The sequence below is a fragment of the Citrobacter sp. wls717 genome (genome assembly GCF_005280955.1).
Taxonomy (GTDB): Bacteria; Pseudomonadota; Gammaproteobacteria; order Enterobacterales; family Enterobacteriaceae; genus Citrobacter; species Citrobacter werkmanii.
On record NZ_SZWW01000006.1, the window covers coordinates 320,876 to 346,761 of the forward strand.

Here is a 25,886-nt window from a genome sequence, read left to right on the forward strand (position 1 = left end):
TATGGGGGCCATGTAGGCCGGATGGCAACGCGAGCGTCTCATCAGGCCTACAGGTTGCGCCGTTCTATCGGTATTGCTTGAGTACCGCACGGCCTAACGTCAGGATCTGCATTTCATCAGAACCACCAGAAACGCGGTCAACACGCAGGTCACGCCAGAAACGCGTGATGCGGTGGTTGCCCGCGATACCAACACCTCCCAGTACCTGCATGGCGGTGTCTACCACTTCAAACGCGGCGTTGGCGCAGAAGTATTTGCACATTGCCGCGTCGCCGGAGGTAATAGTGCCGTTATCTGCTTTCCACGCGGCTTCCAGCAGCATGTTTTTCATGGAGTTCAGTTTGATCGCCATATGCGCAAACTTCTCCTGAATCAGCTGGAAACGGCCAATAGTTTCACCAAACTGCACGCGCTGATTAGCGTAACGCGCGGCATCTTCAAAAGCGCACATTGCGGTGCCGTAGTTGGTCAGCGCGACGAGGAAGCGCTCATGGTCAAACTCTTCTTTCACGCGGTTGAAGCCGTTACCTTCCCGACCGAACATGTCTTTTTCGTCCAGTTCAACGTCGTCAAAGGTGATTTCACAGCAGCTATCCATGCGCAGACCGAGTTTCTCCAGTTTGTTGACCTTGATACCCGCTTTGCTCATGTCGACAAACCATTCGGTGTAAACAGGCTTATCCGGCGATGCACCGTCTCTCGCCATGACCACGATGTACGGGGTATAGGCGCTACTGGTGATAAAGCACTTACTGCCATTAAGATAAACCTTACCATTTTTGCGTGTATAAGTGGTTTTCAGACTGCCGACATCCGATCCCGCTCCCGGTTCGGTGATAGCAGAGTTCCACATCTGCTTACCGGTACCCTGGAACGCCATGATTTTATCAATTTGCTCCTGAGTCCCTTCACGCAGGAAAGTGTTAAAACCTCCCGGCAATTGGTACAACACGTAAGTTGGTGCGCCAAGACGTCCCAGCTCCATCCAGACGGCGGCGACGGTAACAAAACCCGCTTCCAGACCGCCATGTTCTTCCGGGATCAGCAGGCTATCAATGCCCATATCCGCCAGCGCTTTTACAAAACGCTCAGGGTAGACGCTGTCACGATCGCACTCGGCAAAATAAGCTTCCCAGTTCTCACTGGCCATCAGTTCACGAATACCGGCGACAAACAGTTCCTGCTCGTCATTTAAGTTGAAATCCATCTTTCAGCCTCTTGATCAATTGGGTTAATAAGAATTACTTGTCTTTCCAGTGCACTTTGGCGTCTTTAATAAAGGACAGCGTCACCATAATGTTGACGAAGAACAGCGGGCATCCTCCGGCGATAATTGCGGTCTGAATCGGCTTCAACCCACCCAGCGCCAGCAGAACGATACCGATGATGCCGACCAGCACCGACCAGCCGATACGCACTAACAGAGGCGGTTCTTCACCATCGCGAACTTCGCGACAGGTGGACATCGCCAGGGTGTAAGAGCAGGCGTTAATCAGCGTTACGGTGGCGATAAAGCAGAGGATAAAGAAACCCCACATGGTGGCGGTGCTGAGCGGTAAGGCGGCCCAGGTTTCGATAATGGCGCGCGCCACGCCGTGTTGTTCAATCAACTGCGGAATGTTGAGGATGTTTTTATCCATCAGCAGCAGCGTGTTGCTGCCAAGGACAGTCCACAGGATCCAGGTAGACGCGGTCAGACCCAGTACCATCCCGAAGCACAGTTCGCGTACGGTGCGACCACGAGAAATACGGGCCAGGAAGATACTCATCTGGATGGCGTAAATTACCCACCACGCCCAGTAGAAAACGGTCCAGCCCTGCGGGAAGCCGCCTTTACCAATGGCATCGGTATAGAACAGCATCCGTGGCAGATGCATCAGCAACATCCCGACGGAGTCGGTGAAGTAGTTCATGATGAAGCTGGCACCGCTGACGATAAACACCCAGCCGAGCATCAGGAAGCTCAGATAACTACGTACGTCACTGGCGATCTTGACCCCTTTTTGCAGGCCACAGGCCACGCAAATGGCGTTCAGAATGATCCAGCAGGTAATGATGATGGCGTCGAGTTGCAGCGTATGTGGAATACCGAACAGGTACTGCATACACTCGGTGACCAGCGGGGTAGCCAGACCGAGGCTGGTGCCCATTGCGAAGATCAGCGCCACCAGGTAGAAGTTATCAACGATGGTACCGAACAACCCTTTCGCATGTTTCTCACCGACGAGCGGTACCAGCGTGGAGCTGGGACGGATGACATCCATCTTACGTACAAAGAAGAAGTAGGCGAAGGCTACAGAAAGGAAGCTATAGGTTGCCCACGGCAGCGGCCCCCAGTGGAACAGGCTGTACGCCAGACCTATCTCTTTCGCGCCCGTGGAATTTGGTTCCAGGCCGAACGGCGGGGTGGAGATATAGTAGTAGATCTCAATAGAGCCCCAGAACAGCACCGCAGCGGATGTACAGGACGCGAACATCATAAAAATCCAGCTGGCGGTGCTAAACTCCGGTTTTTCGTCACCTAATCTCTTTTTAGCATAGGGGCCAAAAACCAGCCAGAACCAGCCGAATAACATGATGACCATATACCATTCAAATGCCCATCCCCAGACGTTGGTGACATAACTGAATACCGCATTAATAACGACGTTAGCGGCATCAAGATCTCTTACTGTTAGCCAGCAAAGTATTCCGACAATTATTAATGGCGGAAAAAAAACCTTCGGTTCAATTCCCGATTTTCTCTTTTCATTTTTCATAATTGAATTCCAGTGTGAAAACGAAATTTATTTAGCGTGCCCGTTTTTGAACGTTTGTTTATTTATTATTAATGGTTTGTTGATAACTTATTAACCTCTGGGACACCTCAACGAGTAACTCATAATGGGTATTCATTTCGCGTGATTCTGTTACTTGTGTCACACTTTTTTGTGCTGGTTATTTTGTCTTGAAATGTCTGTTTTTTATTTATAAATCATATAGTTGGTATTGGTTTTTTAACTTTTTTAAGTGTCTGGCGTTCAATATTGTTGAACCAGCAAGCAATATTGAAAATTTTCATATTTGACGTGTTTCTTTCAATATTGGTGAGGCATGTAACACTATTGAAAGTTACGAATTTCAATGTGTGACATTTTCAATATTGGTGATTAAGGTTTTATTTCCGAATTAAAGAGCGTGATATCTGTATTTAACACCGCCGATATAAATACGTTTCCTTCATGATTTCTGGAGATGCAATGAAGATAATTACTTGCTACAAATGCGTACCTGATGAACAGGATATTGCGATTAATAATGCTGATGGTTCACTCGATTTCAGCAAAGCGGATGGCAAAATCAGCCAATATGATCTGAATGCAATTGAAGCTGCTTGCCAGTTAAAACAGCAGGTGGGAGACGCTCAGGTTGTCGCCATGAGCGTTGGCGGCAAAGCGCTGACTAATGCAAAAGGGCGCAAAGATGTTCTTTCTCGTGGCCCTGATGAACTGATTGTGGTGATTGACGATCAATTTGAGCAGGCGCTGCCGCAACACACCGCTACCGCGCTGGCCGCCGCGGCGCAAAAATCAGGTTTCGATCTGCTTATTTGCGGCGACGGTTCTTCCGATCTTTATGCTCAGCAGGTTGGTTTGCTGGTAGGCGAAGCGCTGAACGTTCCGGCGATTAACGGCGTGAGTAAGATCCTCTCTCTTACTGACAGTACGCTGACGGTAGAACGCGAACTGGAAGATGAAGTTGAAACGCTGAGCATCCCGCTCCCGGCGGTGATCGCGGTTTCCACCGACATCAACACTCCACAAATCCCTTCGATGAAAGCCATTCTTGGCGCGGCGAAAAAACCGGTTCAGGTCTGGTCGCCTGCGGATATCGGGCTGAACAGCGTACCCGCGTATTCCGTACAACAGGTTGCCGCACCGAAGCAGCGCGAGCGTCAGCGTGTGGTGATTGAAGGTGACGGTGAAGAACAAATCGCCGCGTTTGTCGAGAATCTGCGCAAAATCATTTAATTATCAGGGGATGTTATGAACAAATTTTCCAGTGTCTGGGTATTCAGCGATACCCCTTCTCGTCTGCCCGAACTGATGAGTGGCGCGCAGGCTGTAGGTGAAAAAGTTAACGCGTTCGTACTGAACGAAGCGGATAGCGCGACAGCATGTCATTTGGGCGCGGATCATGTCTGGCTGCTCAGCGGCAAACCAGAAGACCGCATGATCGAAGACTACGCTGATGTGATGGCTGAGACTGTTCGTCAGCATAGCGAGGGCGGCGCGGTACTGCTGCCGAATACGCGCCGGGGCAAACTGTTGGCGGCAAAGCTGGGCTTTCGCTTGTCGGCTGCGGTTTCCAACGACGCCAGCGAAGTCGCCCTGCAGGATGGAAAAGCGGCGGTTAAGCATATGGTCTACGGCGGTCTGGCGATAGGGGCAGAAACCATTGCTTCGCCGTTTGCCGTGATCACGCTCAGCAGCGGAACGTTTGACGCACAAGACCCGGACACTTCTCGCAGCGGTGAGATGCACACCGTGCAGTGGCAGGCTCCGGCCAATGCTGTGACCCGCACCGCAACCCAGGCACGTCAGAGCAACAGCGTCGATCTCGATAAAGCGCGTCTGGTGGTCAGTGTGGGACGCGGTATAGGCAGCAAAGAGAATATCTCGCTGGCCGAAGCGCTGTGCCAGACGATTGGCGCTGAGCTGGCCTGTTCTCGCCCGGTAGCGGAAAACGAGAAGTGGATGGAGCACGAGCGCTACGTCGGTATCTCCAACCTGATGCTCAAGCCTGAACTGTATCTGGCGGTGGGGATCTCCGGGCAGATCCAACACATGGTCGGCGCCAACGGCGCGCAGACGATTTTCGCCATCAATAAAGATAAAAATGCGCCGATCTTCCAGTATGCGGATTTTGGCATCGTTGGCGATGCGCTGAAGATCCTGCCTGCGCTGACGGCTGCCTTAGCGCGATAAATCATTTCGGGCAGGATGCGAAGGTATCCTGCCGCTGACAGGAGTACGTATGTCCGAAGATATCTTTGATGCCATCATCGTGGGTGCAGGTCTGGCCGGTTCGGTTGCGGCGCTGGTGCTTGCTCGCGAAGGTGCACAGGTGCTGGTTATCGAGCGCGGCAATTCTGCTGGCGCGAAGAATGTCACCGGTGGGCGTCTGTATGCGCATAGCCTGGAACGCATCATTCCCGGCTTTGCGGATCTGGCCCCCATTGAACGCATGATTACCCACGAAAAACTCGCCTTTATGACCGACAACGGGGCGATGACTATCGACTACTGCAATGGTGAGGAGGCCGCCGCGTCGCAGGTTTCTTATTCCGTCTTGCGCAGTAAATTTGACGCCTGGCTGATGGAGCAGGCCGAAGAGGCGGGGGCGCAACTGATCACCGGTATTCGCGTCGATAACGTCGTTCAGCGCGAGGGTAAAGTCGTGGGCGTGGAAGCCGATGGCGATATTCTGGAAGCCAAAGTCGTGATCCTCGCCGACGGGGTGAATTCTCTGCTGGCTGAAAAGCTGGGGATGGCCAAGCGTGTTGAGGCATCGCATGTTGCCGTCGGCGTGAAGGAACTGATCGAATTGCCGAAGTCGGTGATTGAAGATCGTTTCCAGCTACAGGGCAACGAAGGCGCCGCCTGTCTGTTTGCCGGGGCGCCAACCGATGGTCTGATGGGCGGTGGCTTTCTGTATACGAATGAAACAACCCTTTCTTTGGGGCTGGTCTGCGGTCTTCATCATCTGAAAGACGCGAAAAAATCGGTCCCGCAAATGCTGGAAGATTTCAAACAGCATCCGGCAGTCGCTCCGCTGATCGCTGGTGGCAAGCTGGTGGAATATGCCGCGCACGTTGTACCCGAGGCGGGAATGAATATGCAGCCTGAACTGGTGGGCGATGGCGTACTGATTGCCGGAGACGCTGCCGGCATGTGTATGAACCTCGGTTTTACCATCCGTGGTATGGATCTCGCCATATCCGCAGGCGAAGCGGCGGCGAAGACGGTGCTTTCGGCGATGAAGCGCGACGATTTTAGCAAGCAGTCGCTGGGTGAATACCGTCAGCATCTGGACGAAGGTCCGATGCGCGATATGCGCATGTATCAGAAACTGCCGGCTTTTCTTGATAATCCCCGCATGTTTACCGCTTATCCCGAAATGGCGGTCAGTATCGCGCGCGACCTGTTCACCGTGGATGGCTCCGCTCCGGTGCCAATGCGTAAAAAAATCCTGCGCCATGCGAAGAAAGTGGGCTTCATCAACCTGATGAAAGATGGCCTGAAAGGAGTGACCGTATTATGACATCTCCCGTCAATGTGGACGTCAAACTGGGCGTCAATAAGTTCAATGTGGATGAAGATAGCCCACACATCATTCTCAAAGCCGATCCTGATAAACAGGCGCTGGAGGTGCTGATTAAGGCCTGTCCGGCGGGACTGTATAAAAAGCAGGACGACGGTAGCGTTCGTTTTGATTACGCCGGGTGCCTGGAGTGTGGAACGTGCCGGATCCTCGGCCTTGATACGGCGCTGGAAAAATGGGAATACCCACGCGGGACGTTTGGCGTGGAGTTCCGCTACGGCTAATAAGTACGAGGTTGTGCACCCGTAGGCCGGATAAGATGCGGTAGCATCGCCATCCGGCAATCATGTGGTGCCAATGCCGGATGGCGGCGTAAACGCCTTATCCGGCCTACAGATGACGCTTTGCCCGTGTTGAAACAGGACATCACCATGCAGCAGCCCAGGAACTTTGATGACATCAAATTTACCTCTATTCACCGCAGGATAATGCTATGGGGAAGCGGTGGGCCGTTTCTGGATGGTTATGTGCTGGTAATGATTGGCGTGGCGCTGGAACAACTCACGCCAGCATTGAAACTGGATGCTCAGTGGATTGGCTTGCTGGGTGCGGGCACGCTGGCCGGACTGTTTGTTGGTACGTCGTTGTTTGGCTACATTTCCGATAAGGTCGGGCGGCGAAAAATGTTTATTATCGATATCATCGCCATTGGCGTGATATCGGCAGCGACCATGTTTGTTACCTCGCCCGTTGAACTCCTGGTGATGCGTGTGTTGATCGGCATTGTGATTGGCGCCGATTACCCGATCGCCACCTCGATGATTACCGAATTTTCCAATACCCGCCAGCGTGCCTTCTCTATCGGTTTTATCGCGGCTATGTGGTATGTCGGCGCAACCTGTGCCGATCTGGTCGGTTACTGTTTGTATGATGTTGAGGGTGGATGGCGCTGGATGCTAGGTAGCGCGGTGATCCCCTGTATTTTGATCCTGATTGGACGCTTCGACCTGCCTGAATCGCCACGCTGGCTGCTGCGTAAGGGGCGGGTGAAAGAGTGCGAGGCGATGATGATCAAGCTGTTCGGCGAACCGGTGGTGTTCGACGAAGAAGCGCCGCAGGAGACGCGTTTTCTCCAGCTGTTTAATCGTCGTCATTTCCCGTTTGTGCTGTTTGTTGCCGCCATCTGGACCTGTCAGGTGATCCCGATGTTCGCCATCTATACCTTTGGCCCGCAGATTGTTGGGCTACTGGGACTGGGTGCCGGGAAAAGCGCCGCGTTGGGCAACGTGGTGATTAGCTTGTGCTTTATGCTGGGGTGTATTCCGCCGATGTTTTGGCTCAATAGCGCGGGGCGGCGACCGCTGTTGATTGGCAGCTTTATTATGATGACGCTGGCGCTGGCCGTACTGGGGTTAATTCCTGATATGGGGGCGTGGCTGGTGGTGCTGGCCTTTGCCGTATACGCATTTTTCTCTGGTGGTCCGGGGAATCTGCAGTGGCTATATCCCAACGAACTGTTTCCTACCGATATTCGCGCGTCTGCCGTCGGGGTGATTATGTCGTTAAGCCGCATCGGGACCATTGTTTCCACCTGGGCGCTACCGGTGTTCATTAACAAATACGGCATCAGTAATGTCATGCTGATGGGGGCAGGAATTTCGCTGATTGGCCTGCTCGTGTCCATTGCTTTTGCACCAGAAACACGCGGTCTGACGTTGTCTCAAACCAGTCAGATGACGATTCGCAGTAAGCCCGTGACCAGGGCAGGCTATTAGGAGTGTTCTGTATTTTCCCTGTAACTCAGTCAGTTAGCCTACAGTTAATCTATATTTCACTGAAAACGACTGAAAAGCAGGGAGAACACCATGCAAAAACATATCCTGATCACCTCTATTTTTACCGCAGCAGCACTGTTTACCGTCGCTGGTTGTTCCTCAAACCAGGCGGTGAAAACCACCGACGGCAAAACCATCGTTACCGACGGCAAACCGCAAGTGGATGATGATACTGGCCTGGTGTCATATAAAAATGCGCAAACAGGTAAGACGGAGCAGATTAACCGCGACCAGGTTAAAGATATGAGTGAGCTGGACAACTAACTCAGATTTTTCCATTTATCTACTCAATAATATTGACTGTTAGCCTGTGGATTAACTGACTAAACTCACTGTTATTACAATAATGCAGTGACACAGGCTAATCATGATTCTCATCATTTATGCGCATCCCTATCCGCAGCATTCGCATGCGAATAAGCGGATGCTTGATCAGGCAAGGACGCTGGAGGGCGTGGAGATCCGCTCGCTCTACCAGCTCTACCCCGATTTCAATATCGATATTGCCGCTGAACAGGATGCGTTGGCACGCGCTGATTTAATTATCTGGCAGCATCCTATGCAGTGGTATAGCACGCCTCCGTTACTCAAATTGTGGATGGATAAAGTCCTCTCTCACGGCTGGGCCTATGGCCATGGCGGAACAGCGCTGCACGGTAAACATCTGCTGTGGGCTGTGACGACCGGCGGCGGTGAAAACCACTTTGATATCGGCTCCCATCCTGGCTTTGATGTACTTTCTCAGCCCCTACAGGCAACGGCTTTATATTGCGGCCTCAAATGGCTGCCGCCGTTTGCGATGCACTGTACGTTTATTTGTGATGATGAAACGCTGCAGGCGCAGGCGCGCCACTATAAGCAGCGTCTGCTGGAGTGGCAGGAGGTGCATCATGGATAGTCATACGCTAATACAGGCGCTGATTTACCTCGGTTCGGCGGCGCTGATTGTCCCCATCGCCGTACGGCTGGGCTTAGGGTCAGTGCTGGGCTATCTCATCGCCGGGTGCATCATCGGTCCTTGGGGCTTGAGGCTGGTGACAGATGCCGAATCAATCCTCCATTTTGCCGAGATCGGCGTGGTATTGATGCTGTTTGTCATCGGCCTGGAACTGGATCCGCAACGTTTGTGGAAGCTGCGAGCCTCGGTGTTTGGCGGTGGTGCATTACAAATGGTGGTTTGCGGGGGGCTGATCGGTCTGTTCTGTATGTTCCTCGGCCTGCGCTGGCAGGTAGCGGAACTGATCGGCATGACGCTGGCGCTTTCCTCAACGGCCATCGCTATGCAGGCGATGAATGAACGTAACCTGATGGTGTCGCAACTCGGACGCAGCACATTTGCCGTGCTGCTGTTCCAGGATATCGCCGCTATTCCACTGGTCGCGATGATCCCATTACTCGCGGCGAGCGGCGCATCGACAACGCTTGGGGCATTTGCGCTCTCTGCGCTTAAGGTGGCGGGGGCACTGGTGCTGGTGGTGCTGTTAGGTCGCTATGTGACGCGTCCCGCCTTACGTTTTGTTGCCCGTTCAGACCTGCGGGAAGTGTTTAGCGCCGTCGCGCTATTCCTCGTTTTTGGCTTCGGTCTGCTGTTGGAAGAGGTCGGACTGTCGATGGCGATGGGGGCGTTCCTGGCCGGTGTGCTGCTGGCCAGTTCTGAGTATCGCCACGCGCTGGAAAGCGATATTGAACCGTTCAAAGGACTGTTGCTGGGACTGTTCTTCATCGGCGTGGGGATGTCTATCGATTTTGGCACGCTGGTAGATAACCCATTACGCATCGTTATTCTGCTGGTCGGTTTCCTGGTTATCAAAACCGTCATGCTGTGGCTGATAGCGAAACCGTTGCAGGTGCCGAATAAGCAACGTCGCTGGTTTGCCGTATTATTAGGGCAGGGCAGTGAATTTGCCTTCGTGGTGTTTGGCGCGGCGCAAATGGCAGACGTGCTTGATCCTGATTGGGCGAAATCGCTGACCCTGGCTGTCGCGTTGTCGATGGCGGCGACGCCGATTTTACTGGTGATTTTGACACGACTGGAAAAATCAGCGACCGGTGAAGAGCGGGAAGCGGATGAAATCGACGAAGAACAACCGCGAGTGATCATCGCCGGGTTTGGGCGATTTGGTCAGATTACCGGGCGTTTGCTGTTGTCGAGCGGCGTCAAAATGGTGGTTCTTGATCATGACCCGGACCATATCGAAACGCTACGTAAATTCGGCATGAAGGTTTTCTATGGCGATGCGACCCGGATGGATCTGCTGGAGTCTGCAGGGGCGGCTAAAGCTGAAGTCATTATTAACGCCATTGACGATCCGCAAACCAGCCTGCAATTAACCGAAATGGTGAAGGAGCATTTCCCTCATCTGCAAATTATTGCCCGCGCGCGCGATGTGGATCATTACATTCGCCTGCGCCAGGCAGGGGTGGAAATGCCGGAACGTGAAACCTTTGAAGGCGCGCTGAAGACCGGGCGTCTGGCGCTGGAAGGTCTTGGGCTTGGTCGCTATGAAGCGCGTGAGCGGGCCGACGTATTCCGCCGCTTCAATATGCTCATGGTTGAGGAGATGGTGAAAGGGGAAAATGACGCGATTTCCCGCGCAGCGGTTTATAAACGCACCAGCGCAATGCTGAGTGAAATTATTGCGGAAGATCGCCAACACTTATCGTTAATTCAACGCCATGGTTGGCAAGGCACGGATGAAGGTAAACATACGGGCGACGTCGCCGATGAGCCGGAAGTGAAACCGTCAGCATAGAGTAAAAAATGTGATGTTCTGCAAACTTTACTGCTAATTGGCTGTTTTTGAACTACTGTAATGCTGGCGTACCACCTTAAATAGGTCGGTTCGCCAGCAGAACGGAAAATTTTCATGCTCATCCTCTTTCCGCCAGTCGACGAAAGATTGCGCTTTCCGTATAGTGGCGACAATTTTTTTGTATCCGGGAAACATTCAATGATCAGTCTGATTGCGGCGTTAGCGGTAGATCGCGTCATCGGTATGGAAAACGCCATGCCATGGAACCTACCTGCCGATCTCGCCTGGTTTAAACGTAATACCTTAAACAAGCCGGTTGTCATGGGACGCCATACCTGGGAATCCATCGGGCGACCGTTGCCAGGGCGTAAAAATATTGTCATCAGCAGCAAGCCAGGCACCGACGATCGCGTGCAGTGGGTGAAGTCTGTTGATGAAGCAATAGCGGCCTGCGGCGATGAACCTGAAATTATGGTGATTGGCGGTGGACGCGTGTATGAGCAGTTCCTGCCGAAAGCGCAAAAACTGTATCTGACACACATTGATGCGGAAGTTGAAGGGGATACGCATTTCCCGGACTACGAACCGGACGACTGGGAATCGGTGTTTAGCGAATTTCACGATGCCGACGCACAAAACTCCCACAGCTACTGCTTCGAGATTCTGGAACGTCGTTAATACCGTAAGCGCCGGATGGCGGCGAAACGCCTTATCATCCAGCTAATGTAGGCCGGATAAGGTGCGAGCACCGCATCCGGCAAACGACTATCAGGCGTTGACCGCCTCGCCGGGATCCAGATTCAGATGGCGATTTGATGGCTGTACAAAGTACCGTTTGTCTTCCCAGCGCAGACAGGTGAGGTCTCCCCCCCAGCAACATCCCGTATCCAGCGCGTAGATACCTTCAGGCGTGCCTTTCCCCTCCAGCGATGCCCAGTGCCCGAAAGCAATGCTATAGGCTTCACTGACCGGTCCAGGAATGGCAAACCAGGGCTTCAGTGGGGCTGGCGCATCTTCTGGCGACTCTTTGCTGTACATATCCAACTGACCGTTGGGGAAGCAGTAGCGCATGCGGGTAAATGCGTTGGTAATAAAACGCAGGCGCGCCAGTCCCGTGAGTTCCGGTGTCCAGTTGTTTGGCATGTCGCCATACATGGCGTCGAGGAAGAAGGGATAAGAGTCGCTCGACAATACGGCTTCAACATCGCGGGCGCAATTCCTCGCTGTCTGCAGATCCCATTGTGGGGTAATGCCGGCATGCGCCATCACCAGCTTCTTCTCTTCATCAATCTGCAAGAGCGGCTGGCGGCGTAACCAATTAAGTAACTCATCCGCGTCCGGTGCTTCGAGCAGCGGTGTGAGCCGGTCTTTCGGTTTGTTACGACTGATACCGGCAAATACGGCCAGCAGGTGCAAATCGTGATTGCCAAGGACTAACCGCACGCTATCGCCCAGCGATTTCACGTAGCGTAAAACGTCCAGAGAGCCCGGCCCACGCGCGACCAGATCGCCAGTGAGCCATAGGGTGTCTTGTTCGGGGTTGAAGTCTACCTGGTGCAGCAAGGCGATCAGTTCATCGTAACAACCGTGAACGTCGCCAATAAGGTATGTCGCCATAGTTATTGTTTTAGTGAATGAGTGTTGGAACGGCGAGCCGAAACACGGGAATGTCGATGGTAAAGGCGATGCCTTGTTCATCGATCATTTCGTAATGACCCTGCATGGTGCCCAGCGGAGTTTCAATTACCGCTCCGCTGGTGTACTGATACTCTTCGCCAGGTGCGATGTGGGGCTGAACGCCAACCACACCTTCGCCCTGAACTTCGGTTTCGCGGCCATGACCATTAGTGATCAACCAATAACGCCCCAACAGCTGCACAGGCGCTCGCCCCAAATTGCGGATAGTCACGGTATAAGCAAAAACGTAACGTTCATCATCAGGTGAGGATTGCGCCTCAATGTAGACGCTTTGTACCTGAATGCACACTCGGGGCGAATTGATCATCTTTAACTCTCCTTCGATGGCGCGTTTTCTGACAGATAGTTAGCCATCCGGCAGTATTGCGCGACAGAGATATTTTCCGCTCGCATCGCCGGATCAATACCCAGCTCGGTCAGGACCTCAACGCTAAACAGGTTGCCGAGGCTGTTACGTACCGTTTTACGGCGCTGATTAAACGCTTCGGTGGTAATACGGCTCAGCACGCGGACATCTTTAACCGGATACGGCATCGTCGCATGAGGAACCAGACGCACAACGGCGGAATCGACTTTAGGCGCAGGCGTGAATGCGGATGGCGGTACTTCGAGTACCGGGATCACATTGCAATAATATTGCGCCATGACGCTTAATCGACCATACGCTTTACTGTTTGGCCCTGCAACCAGACGATTGACCACCTCTTTTTGCAACATGAAATGCATGTCGGCAATGGCATCAGTATAGGTAAAAAGATGGAACATCAGCGGCGTGGAGATATTGTACGGCAGGTTGCCGAAAACGCGCAGCGGCTGGCCCATCGTTTGTGCGAGTTCGCCGAAGTTCATCGTCATGGCATCTTGCTGATAAATCGTCAGCTTTGGCCCTAAAAACGGGTGAGTTTGCAGGCGCGCGGCAAGGTCCCGGTCCAGTTCAATGACCGTGAGCTTGTCCAGACGTTCGCCTACTGGCTCGGTCAATGCTGCCAGGCCCGGGCCGATTTCGACCATTGCCTGACCCTTCTGCGGATTGATAGCAGAGACAATACTTTCGATCACAAACTGATCGTTAAGGAAGTTTTGCCCGAAACGTTTACGGGCTAAGTGGCCCTGATGGACTCGATTATTCATTAGTATTAACAATCATTTTGATGGCGAGATTAAGCGCCGTAATAAAACTGCCGACATCTGCTTGCCCACGACCCGCAAGTTCAAGCGCGGTGCCGTGATCGACAGATGTGCGAATAAAGGGCAGGCCCAGCGTGATATTCACCCCGCGACCAAATCCCTGGTATTTTAGCACGGGGAGGCCCTGATCGTGGTACATTGCCAATACGGCATCCGCGTGGTCGAGATATTTGGGCTGAAACAGCGTATCTGCAGGCAGTGGGCCGATTAGTTTCATCCCCTGCGTACGCAGTGCATCGAGGACCGGAATGATGGTGTCTATCTCTTCCGTCCCCATATGTCCGCCTTCACCAGCATGCGGGTTAAGACCACACACCAGAATATGCGGATCGGCAATGCCGAACCTGGTGCGTAAATCATGATGCAGAATGCCGATCACTTCCTGCAACAGGGCGGGCGTAATGGCGTCGGCAACGGCTCTGAGCGGCAAATGCGTGGTGGCCAGCGCCACGCGCAGCTCCTCCGTCGCCAGCATCATCACCACTTTCTTCGCCTGTGAGCGCTCTTCAAAAAACTCGGTATGCCCGGTAAACGGCACGCCAGCGTCATTGATTACGCCCTTGTGGACCGGACCGGTAATCAGCGCCGCGAATTCACCTTGCAGACAACCATCACAGGCGCGAGCCAGCGTATCCACGACATATTGCCCATTTTCTACCGCCAACTGACCTGCGACTACAGGTGCTCGTAGCGCAATCGGTAACAGCGTCAACGTACCTGCTGATTGCGGTCTGGCTGGAGTATCTGAAGAGTAGGGGAGGAGTGAAAGCGGTAAACCGAGCATCGCTGCCCGGTCACTGAGAAGAGCGGCATCCGCACAGACGACGAGTTCTACGGGCCACTCACGCTGTGCGAGCTGAACCACGAGGTCTGGGCCAATCCCGGCGGGTTCGCCGGGAGTGATGACAACGCGTTGAATACGAGTCATTAGTTGCTCAGAATTTTAACGTATGCGCTGGCGCGCTGTTCCTGCATCCAGGTCGCTGCTTCTTCCGAGAATTTACGGTTCATCAGCATACGGTAGGCACGGTCTTTCTGCGCTGCGTCAGTTTTATCGACATTACGCGTGTCCAGCAGTTCGATCAGATGCCAACCGAAAGAGGAATGCACCGGGGCGCTCATCTGGCCTTTGTTAAGTTTGGTCAGCGCATCGCGGAAAGCAGGATCGAAAATATCCGCTGCAGCCCAGCCCAGATCGCCGCCCTGGTTGGCAGAACCGGGATCCTGAGAAAACTCTTTTGCTGCTGCCGCGAAGGTGGTTTTACCACTCTTAATATCTGCCGCGATTTGTTCCAGCTTCAGACGCGCCTGTTGATCGGTCATGATCGGCGATGGCTTCAGCAGAATATGGCGGGCGTGCACTTCAGTCACGGAGATGCTCTGGCTTTGACCACGCATGTCGTTGACTTTCAGGATGTGGAAACCCACGCCTGAACGAATAGGGCCGATGATATCGCCTTTCTTCGCGGTGCTTAACGCCTGAGCAAAGATGCCCGGCAGTTCCTGAATACGTCCCCAACCCATCTGGCCACCTTTCAGCGCCTGCTGATCTGCGGAGTAAGTGATGGCCAGTTTGCCGAAATCGCTACCGTTACGCGCTTCATCAACAACAGAGCGTGCCTGGCTTTCAGCCGCGTTTACCTGCTCTGACGTTGGGTTTTCCGGTAATGGGATCAGAATGTGGCTCAGGTTCAGCTCGGTGCTGGCATCGTTTTGGTTGCCAACCTGCTGCGCCAGGGCATCCACTTCCTGCGGCAGAATGGTGACGCGACGGCGAACTTCGTTGTTACGCACTTCGGAGATGGTCATCTCTTTGCGGATCTGGCTACGATAGGTCGAATAGCTCAAGCCATCCTGTGCCAGACGGCTGCGCATCTGATCCAGCGTCATGTTGTTCTGCTTGGCGATGTTGGCGATAGCCTGATCCAACTGCTCGTCAGAAATTTTCACCCCCATCTTCTGACCCATCTGCAGGATGATTTGATCCATGATCAAACGTTCCAGGATCTGATGACGCAGCGTGGCGTCGTCTGGTAACTGCTGACCAGCCTGACCCGCATTAAGTTTTACTGACTGCATTAAGCCATCGACGTCGCTTTCCAGAACGACGCCGTTATTGACGACGGCTGCGACTTTATCGACTACCTGTGGGGCAGCGAAACTGGTATTCGCGATCATGGCGATACCGAGAAGCAGCGTTTTCCAGTTCTTCATACTTTTTCCATTTCAATTAACCGCAATGCGGATTACGTGTAAATTAATCAGATCATAAAGAGCTTTGATACGGCAAAATGTTCGAACGCAACATTTGGTTGGTGCCGAGACCGTAGTTGGAGCTCAGGCCGCGGAGTTCGATATTAAAGCCGATCGTGTTGTCATAAATTGCATGTTGCTGGGTGTTATCCCAACCGTTCAGCTTACGTTCGTAGCCGAAGCGAATGGCGTAACAGCAGGAGTTGTACTGTAAGCCCAGCATGGAGTCTGCTTCTTTGTTCACGTTGGTATCGAAGTAGTAAGCACCGACAATCGACCAGCGATCGGCGATCGGGAAGCTTGCCACTGCGCCCACCTGCGAAATCCCGTTCTTATACTGATCGGCCGTCGAGTAGTAAGAAGGCAGGGTTGCCTGGATATACTCTGAACTGGCATAACGGTAGTTCAACTGCAGCATACGGTTTTCGTCGCGGCGGTATTCGATACTGCTGCTGCTGGTGGCGATGCTATCCAGACGCGTGTCGTACTGAATCCCACTACGCAGACCCCAGCGGTCGGAGATGCGCCAGTAGGTGTCTCCCGCCCAGACCAGCGAACCCGTTTTGTCGTCATTCTCCCATTTAATGTTGTCATCGCCAGTGCGAGACTCAGTGAAATAGTAGATTTGACCCACAGAAATATTAAAACGTTCAACGGCCGCGTCATCATAAACGCGAGATGTGACCCCGGTCGTTACCTGGTTAGCGGAAGCAATACGGTCCAGACCGCCATAAGTACGGTCGCGGAACAGGCCGCTGTAGTCAGATTGCAGCAGGGACGAGTCATAGTTATAGATATGGCTTTGGTCGCGATACGGGACGTACAGGTACTGGGCGCGCGGCTCCAGCGTCTGGGTATATCCCGGCGCCAGCATTTGCATATCACGCTCGAATACCATCTTGCCGTCAACTTTAAACTGCGGCATGACGCGGTTGGCGGAATCATCCAGCTTGGTGTTTTGCGGGTTACTGTTGTACCAATCCAGATTGGTCTGCTGATAGTGCGTAGCCAGCAGTTTCGCTTCGGTATTGATACTGCCCCAGTTATTCGACAACGGCAGGTTGATGGTCGGTTCAAGGTGAACACGCGTTGCTTCTGGCATGTTGTCATTGGTGTTAACGAAATGGACCGCCTGGCCATAAATACGGGTATCAAACGGACCGACGTCATTCTGGTAATAGTTGACGTCTAACTGCGGCTGCGCAGAGTAACTGTTACTGTTTGCGGAATCGAAGACCTGGAACTGCTTGGTCGAAACCGTGGCGTCAAAGTTCTGTACCGCATAGCCGACGCTGAATTTCTGCGTGGCGTAGCCGTCGGTACTGGAGCCGTATTTGTTATCAAAATCATTAAAGTAACTGGTGTCGCTGACCTTGGTGTAGTCGACGTTGAAACGCCACACCTGGTCCATGACGCCAGAGTGCTGCCAGTAGAACAGCCAGCGGCGTGAGTTGCTGTCCTTCGGATTATCATCTTCGTACACTTTATCGGAGTTCAGATAGTCGAACTCCATCAGGCCAGCGCCCGCCTGGGTGAGGTAGCGGAATTCGTTCTCCCACATGATGCCGCCACGACGGTGCATATAATGCGGCGTGATGGTGGCGTCCATATTGGGCGCAATGTTCCAGTAGTACGGGAGGTAGAACTCAAAATAGTTATTAGTAGAGTATTTTGCGTTCGGGATCAGGAAACCGGAACGGCGCTTATCGCCGACGGGCAACTGTAAATAGGGGCTGTAAAAGACCGGAACCGGACCCAGTTTAAACCGGGCGTTCCAGATTTCCGCGACCTGTTCTTCACGATCGTGGATGACTTCGCTACCGACGACGCTCCAGGTATCCGAACCGGGCAGACAGGAGGTAAAACTACCGTTTTCCAGAATGGTATAACGGTTTTCCCCACGCTGTTTCATCAGATCGGCTTTCCCGCGTCCCTGACGACCTACCATCTGGTAATCCCCCTCCCAGATGTTGGTATCTTTGGTATTCAGATTAGACCAGCCCTTCGGTCCCTTCAGAATCACCTGATTGTCATCGTAATGAACATTACCCAACGCATCGACGGTTCGTACTGGCTCCGGCTGGCCTTCTGCCTGCTTCTGGTGAAGCTGAACTTCGTCGGCCTGCAGGCGGCTATTACCCTGCGCAATATCCACGTTGCCGGTAAACACCGCGTCATCCGGGTAATTCCCTTTCGCGTTGTCGGCATTAATGGTGACGGGTAATTCATTGGTTTCGCCCTTCACCAGAGGACGGTTATAGCTCGGCACGCCCAGCATACACTGTGAGGCGAGATCGGCTGCCAGACCCTGTTGGCTATAAAGGGCGCTGGCAATCATGGTGGCCAGAAGAGTGGGAATACGTTTTTTCATACGTTGTATTTATTGTTCCATCATCGGTAGCGTCGCGCGTGACAAACGGTCACAGCCTAACTTATCTCATCTTCACTGCGCTAGTGTTAATCCTGCCCATTTAGGCATCCGTGGTGTTAGGCACGGCATTGAATGACAGGTATGATAATGCAAATTATAGGCGATGTCCCACAATTGACCGCAGCCGTAAAACGGTAAAAGCAGCTTATATTGTGGGACATAGCCTGGCTGAGAGCACAAAGATTTGGGGAGTCTATGCAGTATTGGGGAAAGATAATTGGTGTAGCCGTGGCTTTAATGATGGGCGGCGGCTTCTGGGGTGTGGTTCTGGGCCTGTTAGTCGGCCACATGTTCGACAAAGCCCGCATGCGCAAAATGGCGTGGTTTGCCAACCAACGTGAACGCCAGGCGCTTTTTTTTGCCACCACTTTTGAGGTGATGGGACATCTGACCAAATCCAAAGGTCGCGTCACGGAAGCCGATATTCATATCGCCAGCCAGTTGATGGATCGGATGAATTTGCACGGTGATTCCCGTACTGCCGCGCAACACGCCTTCCGGGTGGGAAAATCAGACAATTACCCGTTACGTGAAAAGATGCGTCAGTTTCGCAGCGTCTGTTTTGGTCGATTCGATCTGATCCGCATGTTTCTGGAGATTCAGATCCAGGCGGCATTTGCCGACGGGTCATTGCACCCTAACGAGCGTGAAGTGCTGTATGTGATTGCTGAAGAGTTGGGGATTTCGCGCACCCAGTTTGATCAGTTTCTGCGCATGATGCAGGGCGGGGCACAGTTCGGCGGCGGATATCAGCAGCAGTCCGGCGGTGGCGGCTGGCAGCAGGCGCAACGAGGCCCGACGCTGGAAGACGCCTGCAATGTTCTCGGTGTAAAAACAACCGACGATGCGACCACCATTAAGCGCGCTTATCGTAAACTAATGAGCGAACACCATCCGGACAAACTGGTGGCGAAAGGGCTGCCGCCAGAAATGATGGAGATGGCTAAGCAGAAGGCGCAGGAAATTCAGAAGGCGTACGAGCTGATTAAAGAGCAGAAAGGATTTAAGTAAATATACACGGCATCCTTCAAGTTGCCTCTTTGTTGGCTGCACTGTGAAACCCCAGTCACATAGTTATCTATGCTCCTGGGGATTTCTTCGTTTGCCGCCTCGATGCATCTCGAATGATTTGTGTCTATAAATAGAGAAACAAAGCAAAAACGAAATGCGTCCCCAGCAACGTTTTAAAAATCCGCCGGGACTTTAAACGTCATGCTGTTGCCGTATGCGGGATGGGTGATGGTTAACATCTCTGCGTGCAGCAGCAGGCGTGGCGCTAACGCCAGAGCTTCTGGCGGAGCGTAGAAGCGGTCGCCGAGGATCGGATGCCCTAATGCCAGCATATGCACACGCAACTGGTGGGAGCGTCCGGTTATGGGTTTGAGCACCACCCGGGCGGTGTTATCCGCCGCGAACTCGACCACTTCATACTCGGTCTGCGCGGATTTCCCGGTCTCATAACACACTTTCTGCTTTGGTCGGTTCGGCCAGTCGCAAATCAGCGGTAAATCAACCAGTCCCTCGGCAGGCGCCGGATGTCCCCATACGCGTGCGACATACTGCTTTTTCGGTTCGCGCTCGCGAAACTGGCGTTTGAGTTCACGCTCTGCCGCTTTAGTTAGCGCGACTACAATCACGCCGCTGGTTGCCATATCCAGACGATGTACGGATTCAGCCTGTGGGTAGTCGCGTTGAATACGCGTCATCACGCTGTCTTTGTGCTCATCCAGACGACCCGGCACGGACAACAAGCCGCTCGGCTTGTTGACCACCATAATGTGCTCATCCTGATACAGGATAACCAGCCAGGGTTCCTGCGGCGGATTGTAGTTTTCCATCCCCATGTATGGCTCCGTTACTGGTGCGTCACGACGATCAAACGCAGGGCATCCAGACGCCAGCCCGCCTGCTCCAGGCTTTCCAACACCTGCTGGCGGTTGCTTTCAATGGCGCTCAGTTCGTCATCACGGATGTTCGGGTTAACGGCACGTAGGGCTTCCAGACGCGACAGTTCTGCTGTCAGCTTCTCATCCGCTTCTTTGCGCGCCGCGTCGATCAGCGCACGGGCGGATTTTTCCACCTGCGCCTCACCCAACTGCAGGATGGCATGAACATCCTGCTGCACGGCGTTGACCAGTTTGCTGCCGGTGTGGCGGTTAACGGCGCTGAGCTGACGGTTAAAGGTTTCGAATTCAACCTGCGCGGCAAGGTTATTGCCGTTTTTATCCAGCAGCATGCGTACCGGTGTTGGCGGCAGGAAGCGGTTCAACTGCAGCTGTTTCGGCGCTTGCGCCTCTACAACGTAAACCAGTTCAACCAGCAGAGTGCCGACCGGTAACGCTTTGTTTTTCAATAAAGAAATAGTGCTGCTTCCGGTGTCGCCGGACAGGATCAGATCCAGACCATTGCGGATCAACGGATGCTCCCAGGTAATAAACTGCGCGTCTTCACGCGACAGGGCGACATCACGTTCAAACGTAATGGTGCAGCCATCTTCCGGCAGGCCAGGGAAATCCGGTACCAGCATATGATCGGACGGCGTCAGTACGATTAAATTGTCGCCACGGTCATCCTGATTAATACCGACGATATCAAACAGGTTCATGGCAAAGGCGATCAGGCTGGTGTCGTCATCCTGCTCTTCAATACTTTCGGTAAGTTGCTGAGCTTTTTCACCGCCATTGGAGTGAATTTCCAGCAGGCGATCGCGGCCTTGCTCCAGTTGGGCTTTCAGCGCCTCGTGCTGCTCACGGCAGGTTTTGATCAGGTCATCAAAGCCATCGGTATTTTCCGGCTCAGCCAGGAAGCCGATCAGATTGTTGTATACCGTGTCATAGATAGTACGTCCGGTTGGGCAAGTGTGTTCGAACGCATCCAGACCTTCGTGGTACCAGCGCACCAGCACGGATTGCGCGGTTTTTTCCAGGAACGGTACGTGGATCTGAATATCATGTGCCTGGCCGATACGGTCCAGACGACCAATACGCTGTTCCAGCAGGTCCGGGTTGAACGGTAGGTCGAACATCACCAGGTTGCTGGCGAACTGGAAGTTACGTCCTTCTGAGCCGATTTCAGAACACAGCATCACCTGGGCGCCGCTATCTTCTTCGCTAAACCAGGCCGCCGCGCGGTCACGTTCAATAATCGACATTCCTTCATGGAACACGGCGGCGCGGATCCCTTCGCGTTCGCGCAGAACCTGCTCCAGTTGCAGCGCGGTGGTCGCTTTCGCGCAGATAACCAGCACTTTTTGCGAACGGTGGCTGGTCAGGTAGCCCATCAGCCATTCCACGCGCGGATCGAAGTTCCACCAGGTGCCGGTGTCGCCTTCGAATTCCTGATAAATCTGTTCCGGGTAGAGCATGTCGCGAGCCCGGTCTTCCGCACTCTTACGCGCGCCCATAATGCCGGAGACTTTTATCGCGGTCTGGTATTGGGTCGGCAACGGTAATTTGATGGTATGCAGTTCGCGTTTCGGGAAGCCTTTCACACCGTTACGGGTGTTACGGAACAGCACACGGCTGGTGCCATGGCGGTCCATCAGCATCGAAACCAGTTCCTGACGCGCGCTCTGGGCGTCTTCGCTGTCGCTGTTTGCTGCCTGCAATAATGGCTCAATATCCTGCTCGCCAATCATGTCGCCTAACATGTTCAGCTCATCGTTACTCAGCTTATTGCCAGCCAGTAGCATGGCGACGGCATCAGCGACCGGACGGTAATTTTTTTGCTCTTCAACAAACTGGGCGAAATCGTGGAAACGGCTTGGATCCAGCAGGCGCAGACGTGCAAAGTGGCTTTCCATACCCAGTTGTTCTGGCGTAGCGGTCAGCAGCAGGATACCCGGTACGCGCTCAGCCAGCTGTTCAATGGCCATATATTCGCGGCTGGGCGCATCTTCGCTCCACACCAGGTGATGGGCTTCGTCGACAATCAGCAGATCCCATTCGGCGTCACACAGGTGCTCCAGACGCTGTTTACTGCGACGGGCAAAGTCCAGCGAACAGATAACTAACTGTTCGGTTTCAAATGGGTTGTAGGCGTCGTGTTGCGCTTCTGCATAACGCTCATCATCGAACAGCGCAAAACGCAGGTTGAAACGGCGCAGCATTTCGACCAGCCACTGGTGCTGTAGCGTCTCCGGGACGATGATCAGTACGCGTTCAGCGGCGCCAGAAAGCAGTTGCTGATGCAGGATCATCCCGGCCTCAATGGTTTTACCTAAACCCACTTCGTCAGCCAGCAAAACGCGCGGGGCGTGACGACGACCAACATCATGAGCAATGTTGAGCTGGTGGGGGATCAGGCTGGTACGTTGGCCGCGCAAACCACTCCATGGCATACGGTACTGTTCGCTCTGAAATTTACGCGCGCGATAGCGCAGCGCAAAGCGGTCCATACGGTCAATCTGACCGGCAAACAGGCGATCCTGTGGTTTGCTGAATACCAGTTTACTGTCGAGCAGCACTTCACGCAGCGTTACACCGGTTTCTTCGGTATCAAGGCGGGTTCCGATATAGGCAAGCAGGCCGTTTTCTTCTTTTACTTCATCGACATGCAGTTGCCAGCCTTCATGGCTCGTTATCGTATCGCCAGGATTGAACATCACGCGGGTCACGGGAGAATCACTGCGCGCATACAGACGGTTTTCGCCCGTCGATGAGAAAAGTAAAGTGACGGTTCGCGCATCCATGGCGACAACAGTACCAAGTCCCAGTTCGCTTTCTGTATCGCTGATCCAGCGTTGACCAAGTGTAAAAGGCATATATGTTCGGCTCTATATCTTTAATTGCAGGCAATACTCGTCATTTTCCGGGCTAACCCGGTTTTTGAGAGCATACGACCCCGCTACCAGGCTAATAAATCAGTGGTAGTGGTGTTAAATGGGTCCAGGAATGGAAAGGGCGCTATGGTACTGGATGGCGGCGGTTTCGTCACGCGTCAAAATAACCCCAGTTGCCCTGTGAGTAGTGTAGCAAAGTTATCATCGATAAAGGGAAGTATTCCCTCGGCAACCGGTTGTATCTGACGGGTCAGATAGTGCTCATAATCGAGAGCAGATTGCTGATAATCCACAGGTTCAGGGCCGTTTACTGTCCAGACATATTTAATGGTGCCACGGTTTTGGTACTGTGGCGCGCGACCTCGTTTTATATTCTGTTCATCAGCCAGTCGTGCCGCGCGGACGTGTGGCGGAACATTACGCTGGTATTCACTTAACGGGCGGCGCAGGCGTTTGCGGTACACCAGTTGTGCATCCAGTTCACCTGCCATCAGACGGTCGATGGTCTCGCGGACAAACTCCTGATACGGCTCGTTACGAAAAATTCGCAGGTACAGCGCCTGCTGGAATTGTTGCGCCAGCGGTGTCCAGTCGGTGCGAACCGTTTCCAGTCCCTTAAACACCATGCGTTGTTCAGCCCCTTCCTGAATCATCCCGGCGTAACGCTTTTTACTACCGGTATCCGCACCGCGAATAGTCGGCATCAGAAAGCGACAAAAGTGGGTTTCAAACTCCAGCTCCAGCGCGCTGGTCAGATTTTGTTGCTTTAGCGATTGCGCCCACCACGAGTTGACATGGCTTACCAGCTCCCGGCCAATCCGGGCGGCATCATCTTCTGAGTGCGCCTTTTTAAGCCAGACAAAGGTCGAGTCGGTATCACCATAGATGACGTCGTAACCCTGAGCCTCAATTAACGCTTTGGTCTGGCGCATGATCGCATGGCCGCGCATCGTGATTGATGAGGCCAGTCTCGGGTCGAAAAAGCGACAGGCGGTAGTACCCAGTACGCCGTAAAACGCATTCATGATAATTTTCAGCGCCTGCGAGAGCGGTTTATTCCCGTGGCGTTTTGCTTCTTCACGCCCGTGCCAGATCTGAGTAACGATCTCCGGCAGGCAGTGTTTTTCGCGTGAGAACCAGGCGTCAAGAAAACCTTCGGTGCTGTGCTCCCGATCCGGGTGCGCCATCCCTTCGATAAGCCCCACCGGATCGATCAAAAATGTACGAATAATTGAGGGGTACAGGCTTTTGTAATCCAGCACCAGAACGGAGTCGTACAATCCCGGGCGCGAGTCCATCACATAGCCGCCGGGGCTGGCGTGCGCGGGAACTTCCCCCAGATTTGGCGCCACGTAACCCGCCCGGTGCATGCGCGGAAGGTAGAGGTGGCCGAAGGCGGCAACCGAACCACCGTGACGGTCGACCGGCAGACCGTTGACCGTCGAGCGCTCCAGCAGAAAAGGCATGATCTCGGTTTTATGAAAAATGCGCGTGACCAGCTCACAGTCTTTGAGATTGTAGGTAGCGAGCGCGGGTTTATCCTGGGCAAACCGACGGTCAATTTCGTCCATTCGGTCCCACGGGTTATCAATCGATTTTCCTTCGCCCAGCAATTCTTGCGACACCGTTTCCAGCGAGAATGACGAGAAATTCCAGAATGCGGATTTGAGCGCTTCAATGCCGTCTATGATCAGTCGACCTTTGGCCTGCGCGAAGAACACGCCGTTTTTGAAGCCATGCTCTCGCCACTCCAGTTCGCTATTATCACGACCAAAACGCAGGGGGATGCGATAACGTTCGGCATGCTTTTGCAGGACGCGTAAATCGAATTGCACCACGTTCCAGCCAATGATGACATCGGGATCATGACGGGCAATCCAGTCGTTGAGCTTTTCCAGCAACTGCGGTCGGCTAGCCACGTACTCAAGTTCAAAATCCAGCGCCGAGGCATCGCCGTTTGCCGGGCCGAGCATGTAGACAATACGCTGCCCGCAGCCTTCAAGACCGATGCAGTAGAGTTCACCATGCCGCGTGGTTTCGATATCCAGCGATACCCATTTTAGCGGCGGTCGATAGTCCGGGTTTGGCTTAAGGCGGGCATTAATCAGCGTGCCGTTATGTTTGTCGCCTTCGACCCAGATCGGGGACGTGATAAAGCGCTCCATCAGATATCGCTCTGGCGGGCGTACGTCAGCCTCATAAACGGTGATGTCGTTTTCGCGCAGGAGTTTTTCCAGCCGCATAAGCTGGCGGTGGGAGCGGCAATACAGACCCGAAACGGGCTGGCGGTGGAAATCTTGTAGCTGAAGCGGCGTCAGGCGATAGCCGTTCTCTGTACGTAATAATGATGTAACGCGCGGAACCTGACTGCCAGGTATAAACGCGACGGATTCCTGAGGCGCGAGCGTGACCAGCAGCGGCCCGTCGTCTGTCGCCAGCCAGAATGAGACCTCAGTTCCCTGCGGGGTGTCCCGCCAGTGCCGGGTTAAAATAAAGCCTGCCTGCGCCACGCTGTGTATCCATTAAAAAACCAGGCATGATTATAGCCTGGATTGCACGATTGTACTGTTATTTTGTACAGTTGTAAGATAAAAGTCGCGGTAAGACGCAGTCGCAGTGACAGTAAAATTCTTTTCGGGTACAAA

At 53.4% G+C, this 25,886-nt stretch carries 21 protein-coding genes; 10 read left to right on the forward strand and 11 right to left on the reverse strand.

What is annotated here, in order from left to right; genetic code table 11:
- Window positions 1–64: 64 nt before the first annotated feature.
- Entirely contained in the window at window positions 65–1,207 is a 1,143-nt protein-coding gene (gene caiA / locus FDX09_RS03930; RefSeq protein ID WP_003018898.1) for a crotonobetainyl-CoA dehydrogenase, read from the reverse strand.
- 34 nt (window positions 1,208–1,241) lie between these two features.
- Window positions 1,242–2,759 (reverse strand): L-carnitine/gamma-butyrobetaine antiporter, encoded by a 1,518-nt coding sequence (caiT, locus tag FDX09_RS03935; protein WP_038637104.1) that lies wholly within the window; start codon window positions 2,757–2,759, stop codon window positions 1,242–1,244.
- Between the two features lie 480 nt (window positions 2,760–3,239).
- Between caiT and FDX09_RS03940 the strand changes: the two genes are divergently transcribed.
- The 9 genes from FDX09_RS03940 (at window position 3,240) to folA (ending at window position 11,569) form a co-directional block, all read left to right on the forward strand.
- Complete coding sequence (locus FDX09_RS03940; RefSeq protein WP_110498760.1) at window positions 3,240–4,010, forward strand: electron transfer flavoprotein FixA; 771 nt, start codon at window positions 3,240–3,242, stop codon at window positions 4,008–4,010.
- Window positions 4,011–4,025: 15 nt separating this feature from the next.
- Complete coding sequence (locus FDX09_RS03945) at window positions 4,026–4,967, forward strand: electron transfer flavoprotein subunit alpha/FixB family protein (RefSeq protein ID WP_085048329.1); 942 nt, start codon at window positions 4,026–4,028, stop codon at window positions 4,965–4,967.
- 49 nt (window positions 4,968–5,016) lie between these two features.
- A complete protein-coding gene (locus FDX09_RS03950) occupies window positions 5,017–6,303 on the forward strand; it encodes an FAD-dependent oxidoreductase (RefSeq protein ID WP_087857647.1) in 1,287 nt (428 codons plus the stop codon).
- Window positions 6,300–6,587, forward strand: a complete 288-nt coding sequence (fixX, locus tag FDX09_RS03955; protein ID WP_000203731.1) for a ferredoxin-like protein FixX — start codon at window positions 6,300–6,302, stop codon at window positions 6,585–6,587. The genes FDX09_RS03950 and fixX overlap by 4 nt, the downstream gene beginning before the upstream one ends.
- Before the next feature lie 147 nt (window positions 6,588–6,734).
- A complete protein-coding gene (locus FDX09_RS03960; RefSeq protein ID WP_137346826.1) occupies window positions 6,735–8,078 on the forward strand; it encodes an MFS transporter in 1,344 nt (447 codons plus the stop codon).
- 90 nt (window positions 8,079–8,168) lie between these two features.
- Window positions 8,169–8,402 (forward strand): YgdI/YgdR family lipoprotein, encoded by a 234-nt coding sequence (locus FDX09_RS03965; protein WP_003018880.1) that lies wholly within the window; start codon window positions 8,169–8,171, stop codon window positions 8,400–8,402.
- Between the two features lie 103 nt (window positions 8,403–8,505).
- The gene (gene kefF, locus FDX09_RS03970; RefSeq protein ID WP_038637110.1) at window positions 8,506–9,036 is read left to right on the forward strand and encodes a glutathione-regulated potassium-efflux system oxidoreductase KefF; all 531 of its coding nucleotides are present in this window, start codon (window positions 8,506–8,508) and stop codon (window positions 9,034–9,036) included.
- The gene (gene kefC / locus FDX09_RS03975; RefSeq protein WP_137346827.1) at window positions 9,029–10,891 is read left to right on the forward strand and encodes a glutathione-regulated potassium-efflux system protein KefC; all 1,863 of its coding nucleotides are present in this window, start codon (window positions 9,029–9,031) and stop codon (window positions 10,889–10,891) included. The genes kefF and kefC overlap by 8 nt, the downstream gene beginning before the upstream one ends.
- Window positions 10,892–11,089: 198 nt before the next feature.
- Window positions 11,090–11,569 carry a type 3 dihydrofolate reductase gene (folA, locus tag FDX09_RS03980; protein ID WP_003018873.1) on the forward strand — a complete coding sequence of 160 codons (480 nt, stop codon included), beginning with the start codon at window positions 11,090–11,092 and terminating at the stop codon, window positions 11,567–11,569.
- 90 nt (window positions 11,570–11,659) lie between these two features.
- On the opposite strand, the gene apaH is transcribed toward folA, so the two are convergent.
- From apaH to lptD, 6 genes are read right to left on the reverse strand one after another with little or no spacing between them, the layout of a single operon-like run.
- Window positions 11,660–12,508, reverse strand: coding sequence for a bis(5'-nucleosyl)-tetraphosphatase (symmetrical) ApaH (gene apaH / locus FDX09_RS03985; RefSeq protein WP_038637114.1), 849 nt, complete (start codon window positions 12,506–12,508; stop codon window positions 11,660–11,662).
- A 10-nt stretch (window positions 12,509–12,518) separates the two neighbouring features.
- Window positions 12,519–12,896, reverse strand: a complete 378-nt coding sequence (apaG, locus tag FDX09_RS03990) for a Co2+/Mg2+ efflux protein ApaG (protein WP_038637116.1) — start codon at window positions 12,894–12,896, stop codon at window positions 12,519–12,521.
- A gap of 2 nt (window positions 12,897–12,898) precedes the next feature.
- Window positions 12,899–13,720: a 16S rRNA (adenine(1518)-N(6)/adenine(1519)-N(6))-dimethyltransferase RsmA gene (gene rsmA / locus FDX09_RS03995; protein ID WP_005124503.1), complete on the reverse strand. Its 822-nt coding sequence runs from the start codon at window positions 13,718–13,720 to the stop codon at window positions 12,899–12,901.
- Complete coding sequence (gene pdxA / locus FDX09_RS04000) at window positions 13,713–14,705, reverse strand: 4-hydroxythreonine-4-phosphate dehydrogenase PdxA (protein WP_137346828.1); 993 nt, start codon at window positions 14,703–14,705, stop codon at window positions 13,713–13,715. Before pdxA ends, rsmA begins: the two co-directional genes overlap by 8 nt.
- On the reverse strand, window positions 14,705–15,991 hold the full coding sequence (gene surA / locus FDX09_RS04005) for a peptidylprolyl isomerase SurA (protein ID WP_038637121.1): 1,287 nt from the start codon (window positions 15,989–15,991) through the stop codon (window positions 14,705–14,707). Before surA ends, pdxA begins: the two co-directional genes overlap by 1 nt.
- A 52-nt stretch (window positions 15,992–16,043) precedes the next feature.
- The gene (gene lptD / locus FDX09_RS04010) at window positions 16,044–18,401 is read right to left on the reverse strand and encodes an LPS assembly protein LptD (protein ID WP_137346829.1); all 2,358 of its coding nucleotides are present in this window, start codon (window positions 18,399–18,401) and stop codon (window positions 16,044–16,046) included.
- Between the two features lie 255 nt (window positions 18,402–18,656).
- On the opposite strand from lptD, the gene djlA reads away from it, so the two are divergent.
- Window positions 18,657–19,472, forward strand: coding sequence for a co-chaperone DjlA (gene djlA, locus FDX09_RS04015; RefSeq protein ID WP_003845702.1), 816 nt, complete (start codon window positions 18,657–18,659; stop codon window positions 19,470–19,472).
- A gap of 173 nt (window positions 19,473–19,645) precedes the next feature.
- Here the strand turns inward: djlA and rluA are convergent, their stop codons facing one another.
- The 3 genes from rluA to polB form a co-directional block, all read right to left on the reverse strand.
- Window positions 19,646–20,305, reverse strand: a complete 660-nt coding sequence (gene rluA, locus FDX09_RS04020) for a bifunctional tRNA pseudouridine(32) synthase/23S rRNA pseudouridine(746) synthase RluA (protein WP_038637129.1) — start codon at window positions 20,303–20,305, stop codon at window positions 19,646–19,648.
- Between the two features lie 11 nt (window positions 20,306–20,316).
- Entirely contained in the window at window positions 20,317–23,223 is a 2,907-nt protein-coding gene (gene rapA, locus FDX09_RS04025) for an RNA polymerase-associated protein RapA (protein ID WP_038637132.1), read from the reverse strand.
- Between the two features lie 176 nt (window positions 23,224–23,399).
- The gene (gene polB, locus FDX09_RS04030) at window positions 23,400–25,751 is read right to left on the reverse strand and encodes a DNA polymerase II (RefSeq protein WP_038637136.1); all 2,352 of its coding nucleotides are present in this window, start codon (window positions 25,749–25,751) and stop codon (window positions 23,400–23,402) included.
- Window positions 25,752–25,886 lie beyond the last annotated feature (135 nt).

Bases quoted from the DNA above. Each gene is read 5' to 3' on its own strand.
- FDX09_RS03960 (WP_137346826.1), top strand. From the start codon at position 6,735: ATGCAGCAGCCCAGGAACTTTGATGACATCAAATTTACCTCTATTCAC.
- rapA (WP_038637132.1), bottom strand. From the start codon at position 23,223: ATGCCTTTTACACTTGGTCAACGCTGGATCAGCGATACAGAAAGCGAA.
- caiA (WP_003018898.1), bottom strand. From the start codon at position 1,207: ATGGATTTCAACTTAAATGACGAGCAGGAACTGTTTGTCGCCGGTATT.
- fixX (WP_000203731.1), top strand. From the start codon at position 6,300: ATGACATCTCCCGTCAATGTGGACGTCAAACTGGGCGTCAATAAGTTC.
- caiT (WP_038637104.1), bottom strand. From the start codon at position 2,759: ATGAAAAATGAAAAGAGAAAATCGGGAATTGAACCGAAGGTTTTTTTT.
- folA (WP_003018873.1), top strand. From the start codon at position 11,090: ATGATCAGTCTGATTGCGGCGTTAGCGGTAGATCGCGTCATCGGTATG.
- FDX09_RS03940 (WP_110498760.1), top strand. From the start codon at position 3,240: ATGAAGATAATTACTTGCTACAAATGCGTACCTGATGAACAGGATATT.
- pdxA (WP_137346828.1), bottom strand. From the start codon at position 14,705: ATGACTCGTATTCAACGCGTTGTCATCACTCCCGGCGAACCCGCCGGG.
- FDX09_RS03950 (WP_087857647.1), top strand. From the start codon at position 5,017: ATGTCCGAAGATATCTTTGATGCCATCATCGTGGGTGCAGGTCTGGCC.
- rsmA (WP_005124503.1), bottom strand. From the start codon at position 13,720: ATGAATAATCGAGTCCATCAGGGCCACTTAGCCCGTAAACGTTTCGGG.
- FDX09_RS03945 (WP_085048329.1), top strand. From the start codon at position 4,026: ATGAACAAATTTTCCAGTGTCTGGGTATTCAGCGATACCCCTTCTCGT.
- apaG (WP_038637116.1), bottom strand. From the start codon at position 12,896: ATGATCAATTCGCCCCGAGTGTGCATTCAGGTACAAAGCGTCTACATT.
- surA (WP_038637121.1), bottom strand. From the start codon at position 15,991: ATGAAGAACTGGAAAACGCTGCTTCTCGGTATCGCCATGATCGCGAAT.
- kefF (WP_038637110.1), top strand. From the start codon at position 8,506: ATGATTCTCATCATTTATGCGCATCCCTATCCGCAGCATTCGCATGCG.
- rluA (WP_038637129.1), bottom strand. From the start codon at position 20,305: ATGGGGATGGAAAACTACAATCCGCCGCAGGAACCCTGGCTGGTTATC.
- kefC (WP_137346827.1), top strand. From the start codon at position 9,029: ATGGATAGTCATACGCTAATACAGGCGCTGATTTACCTCGGTTCGGCG.
- FDX09_RS03965 (WP_003018880.1), top strand. From the start codon at position 8,169: ATGCAAAAACATATCCTGATCACCTCTATTTTTACCGCAGCAGCACTG.
- lptD (WP_137346829.1), bottom strand. From the start codon at position 18,401: ATGAAAAAACGTATTCCCACTCTTCTGGCCACCATGATTGCCAGCGCC.
- apaH (WP_038637114.1), bottom strand. From the start codon at position 12,508: ATGGCGACATACCTTATTGGCGACGTTCACGGTTGTTACGATGAACTG.
- djlA (WP_003845702.1), top strand. From the start codon at position 18,657: ATGCAGTATTGGGGAAAGATAATTGGTGTAGCCGTGGCTTTAATGATG.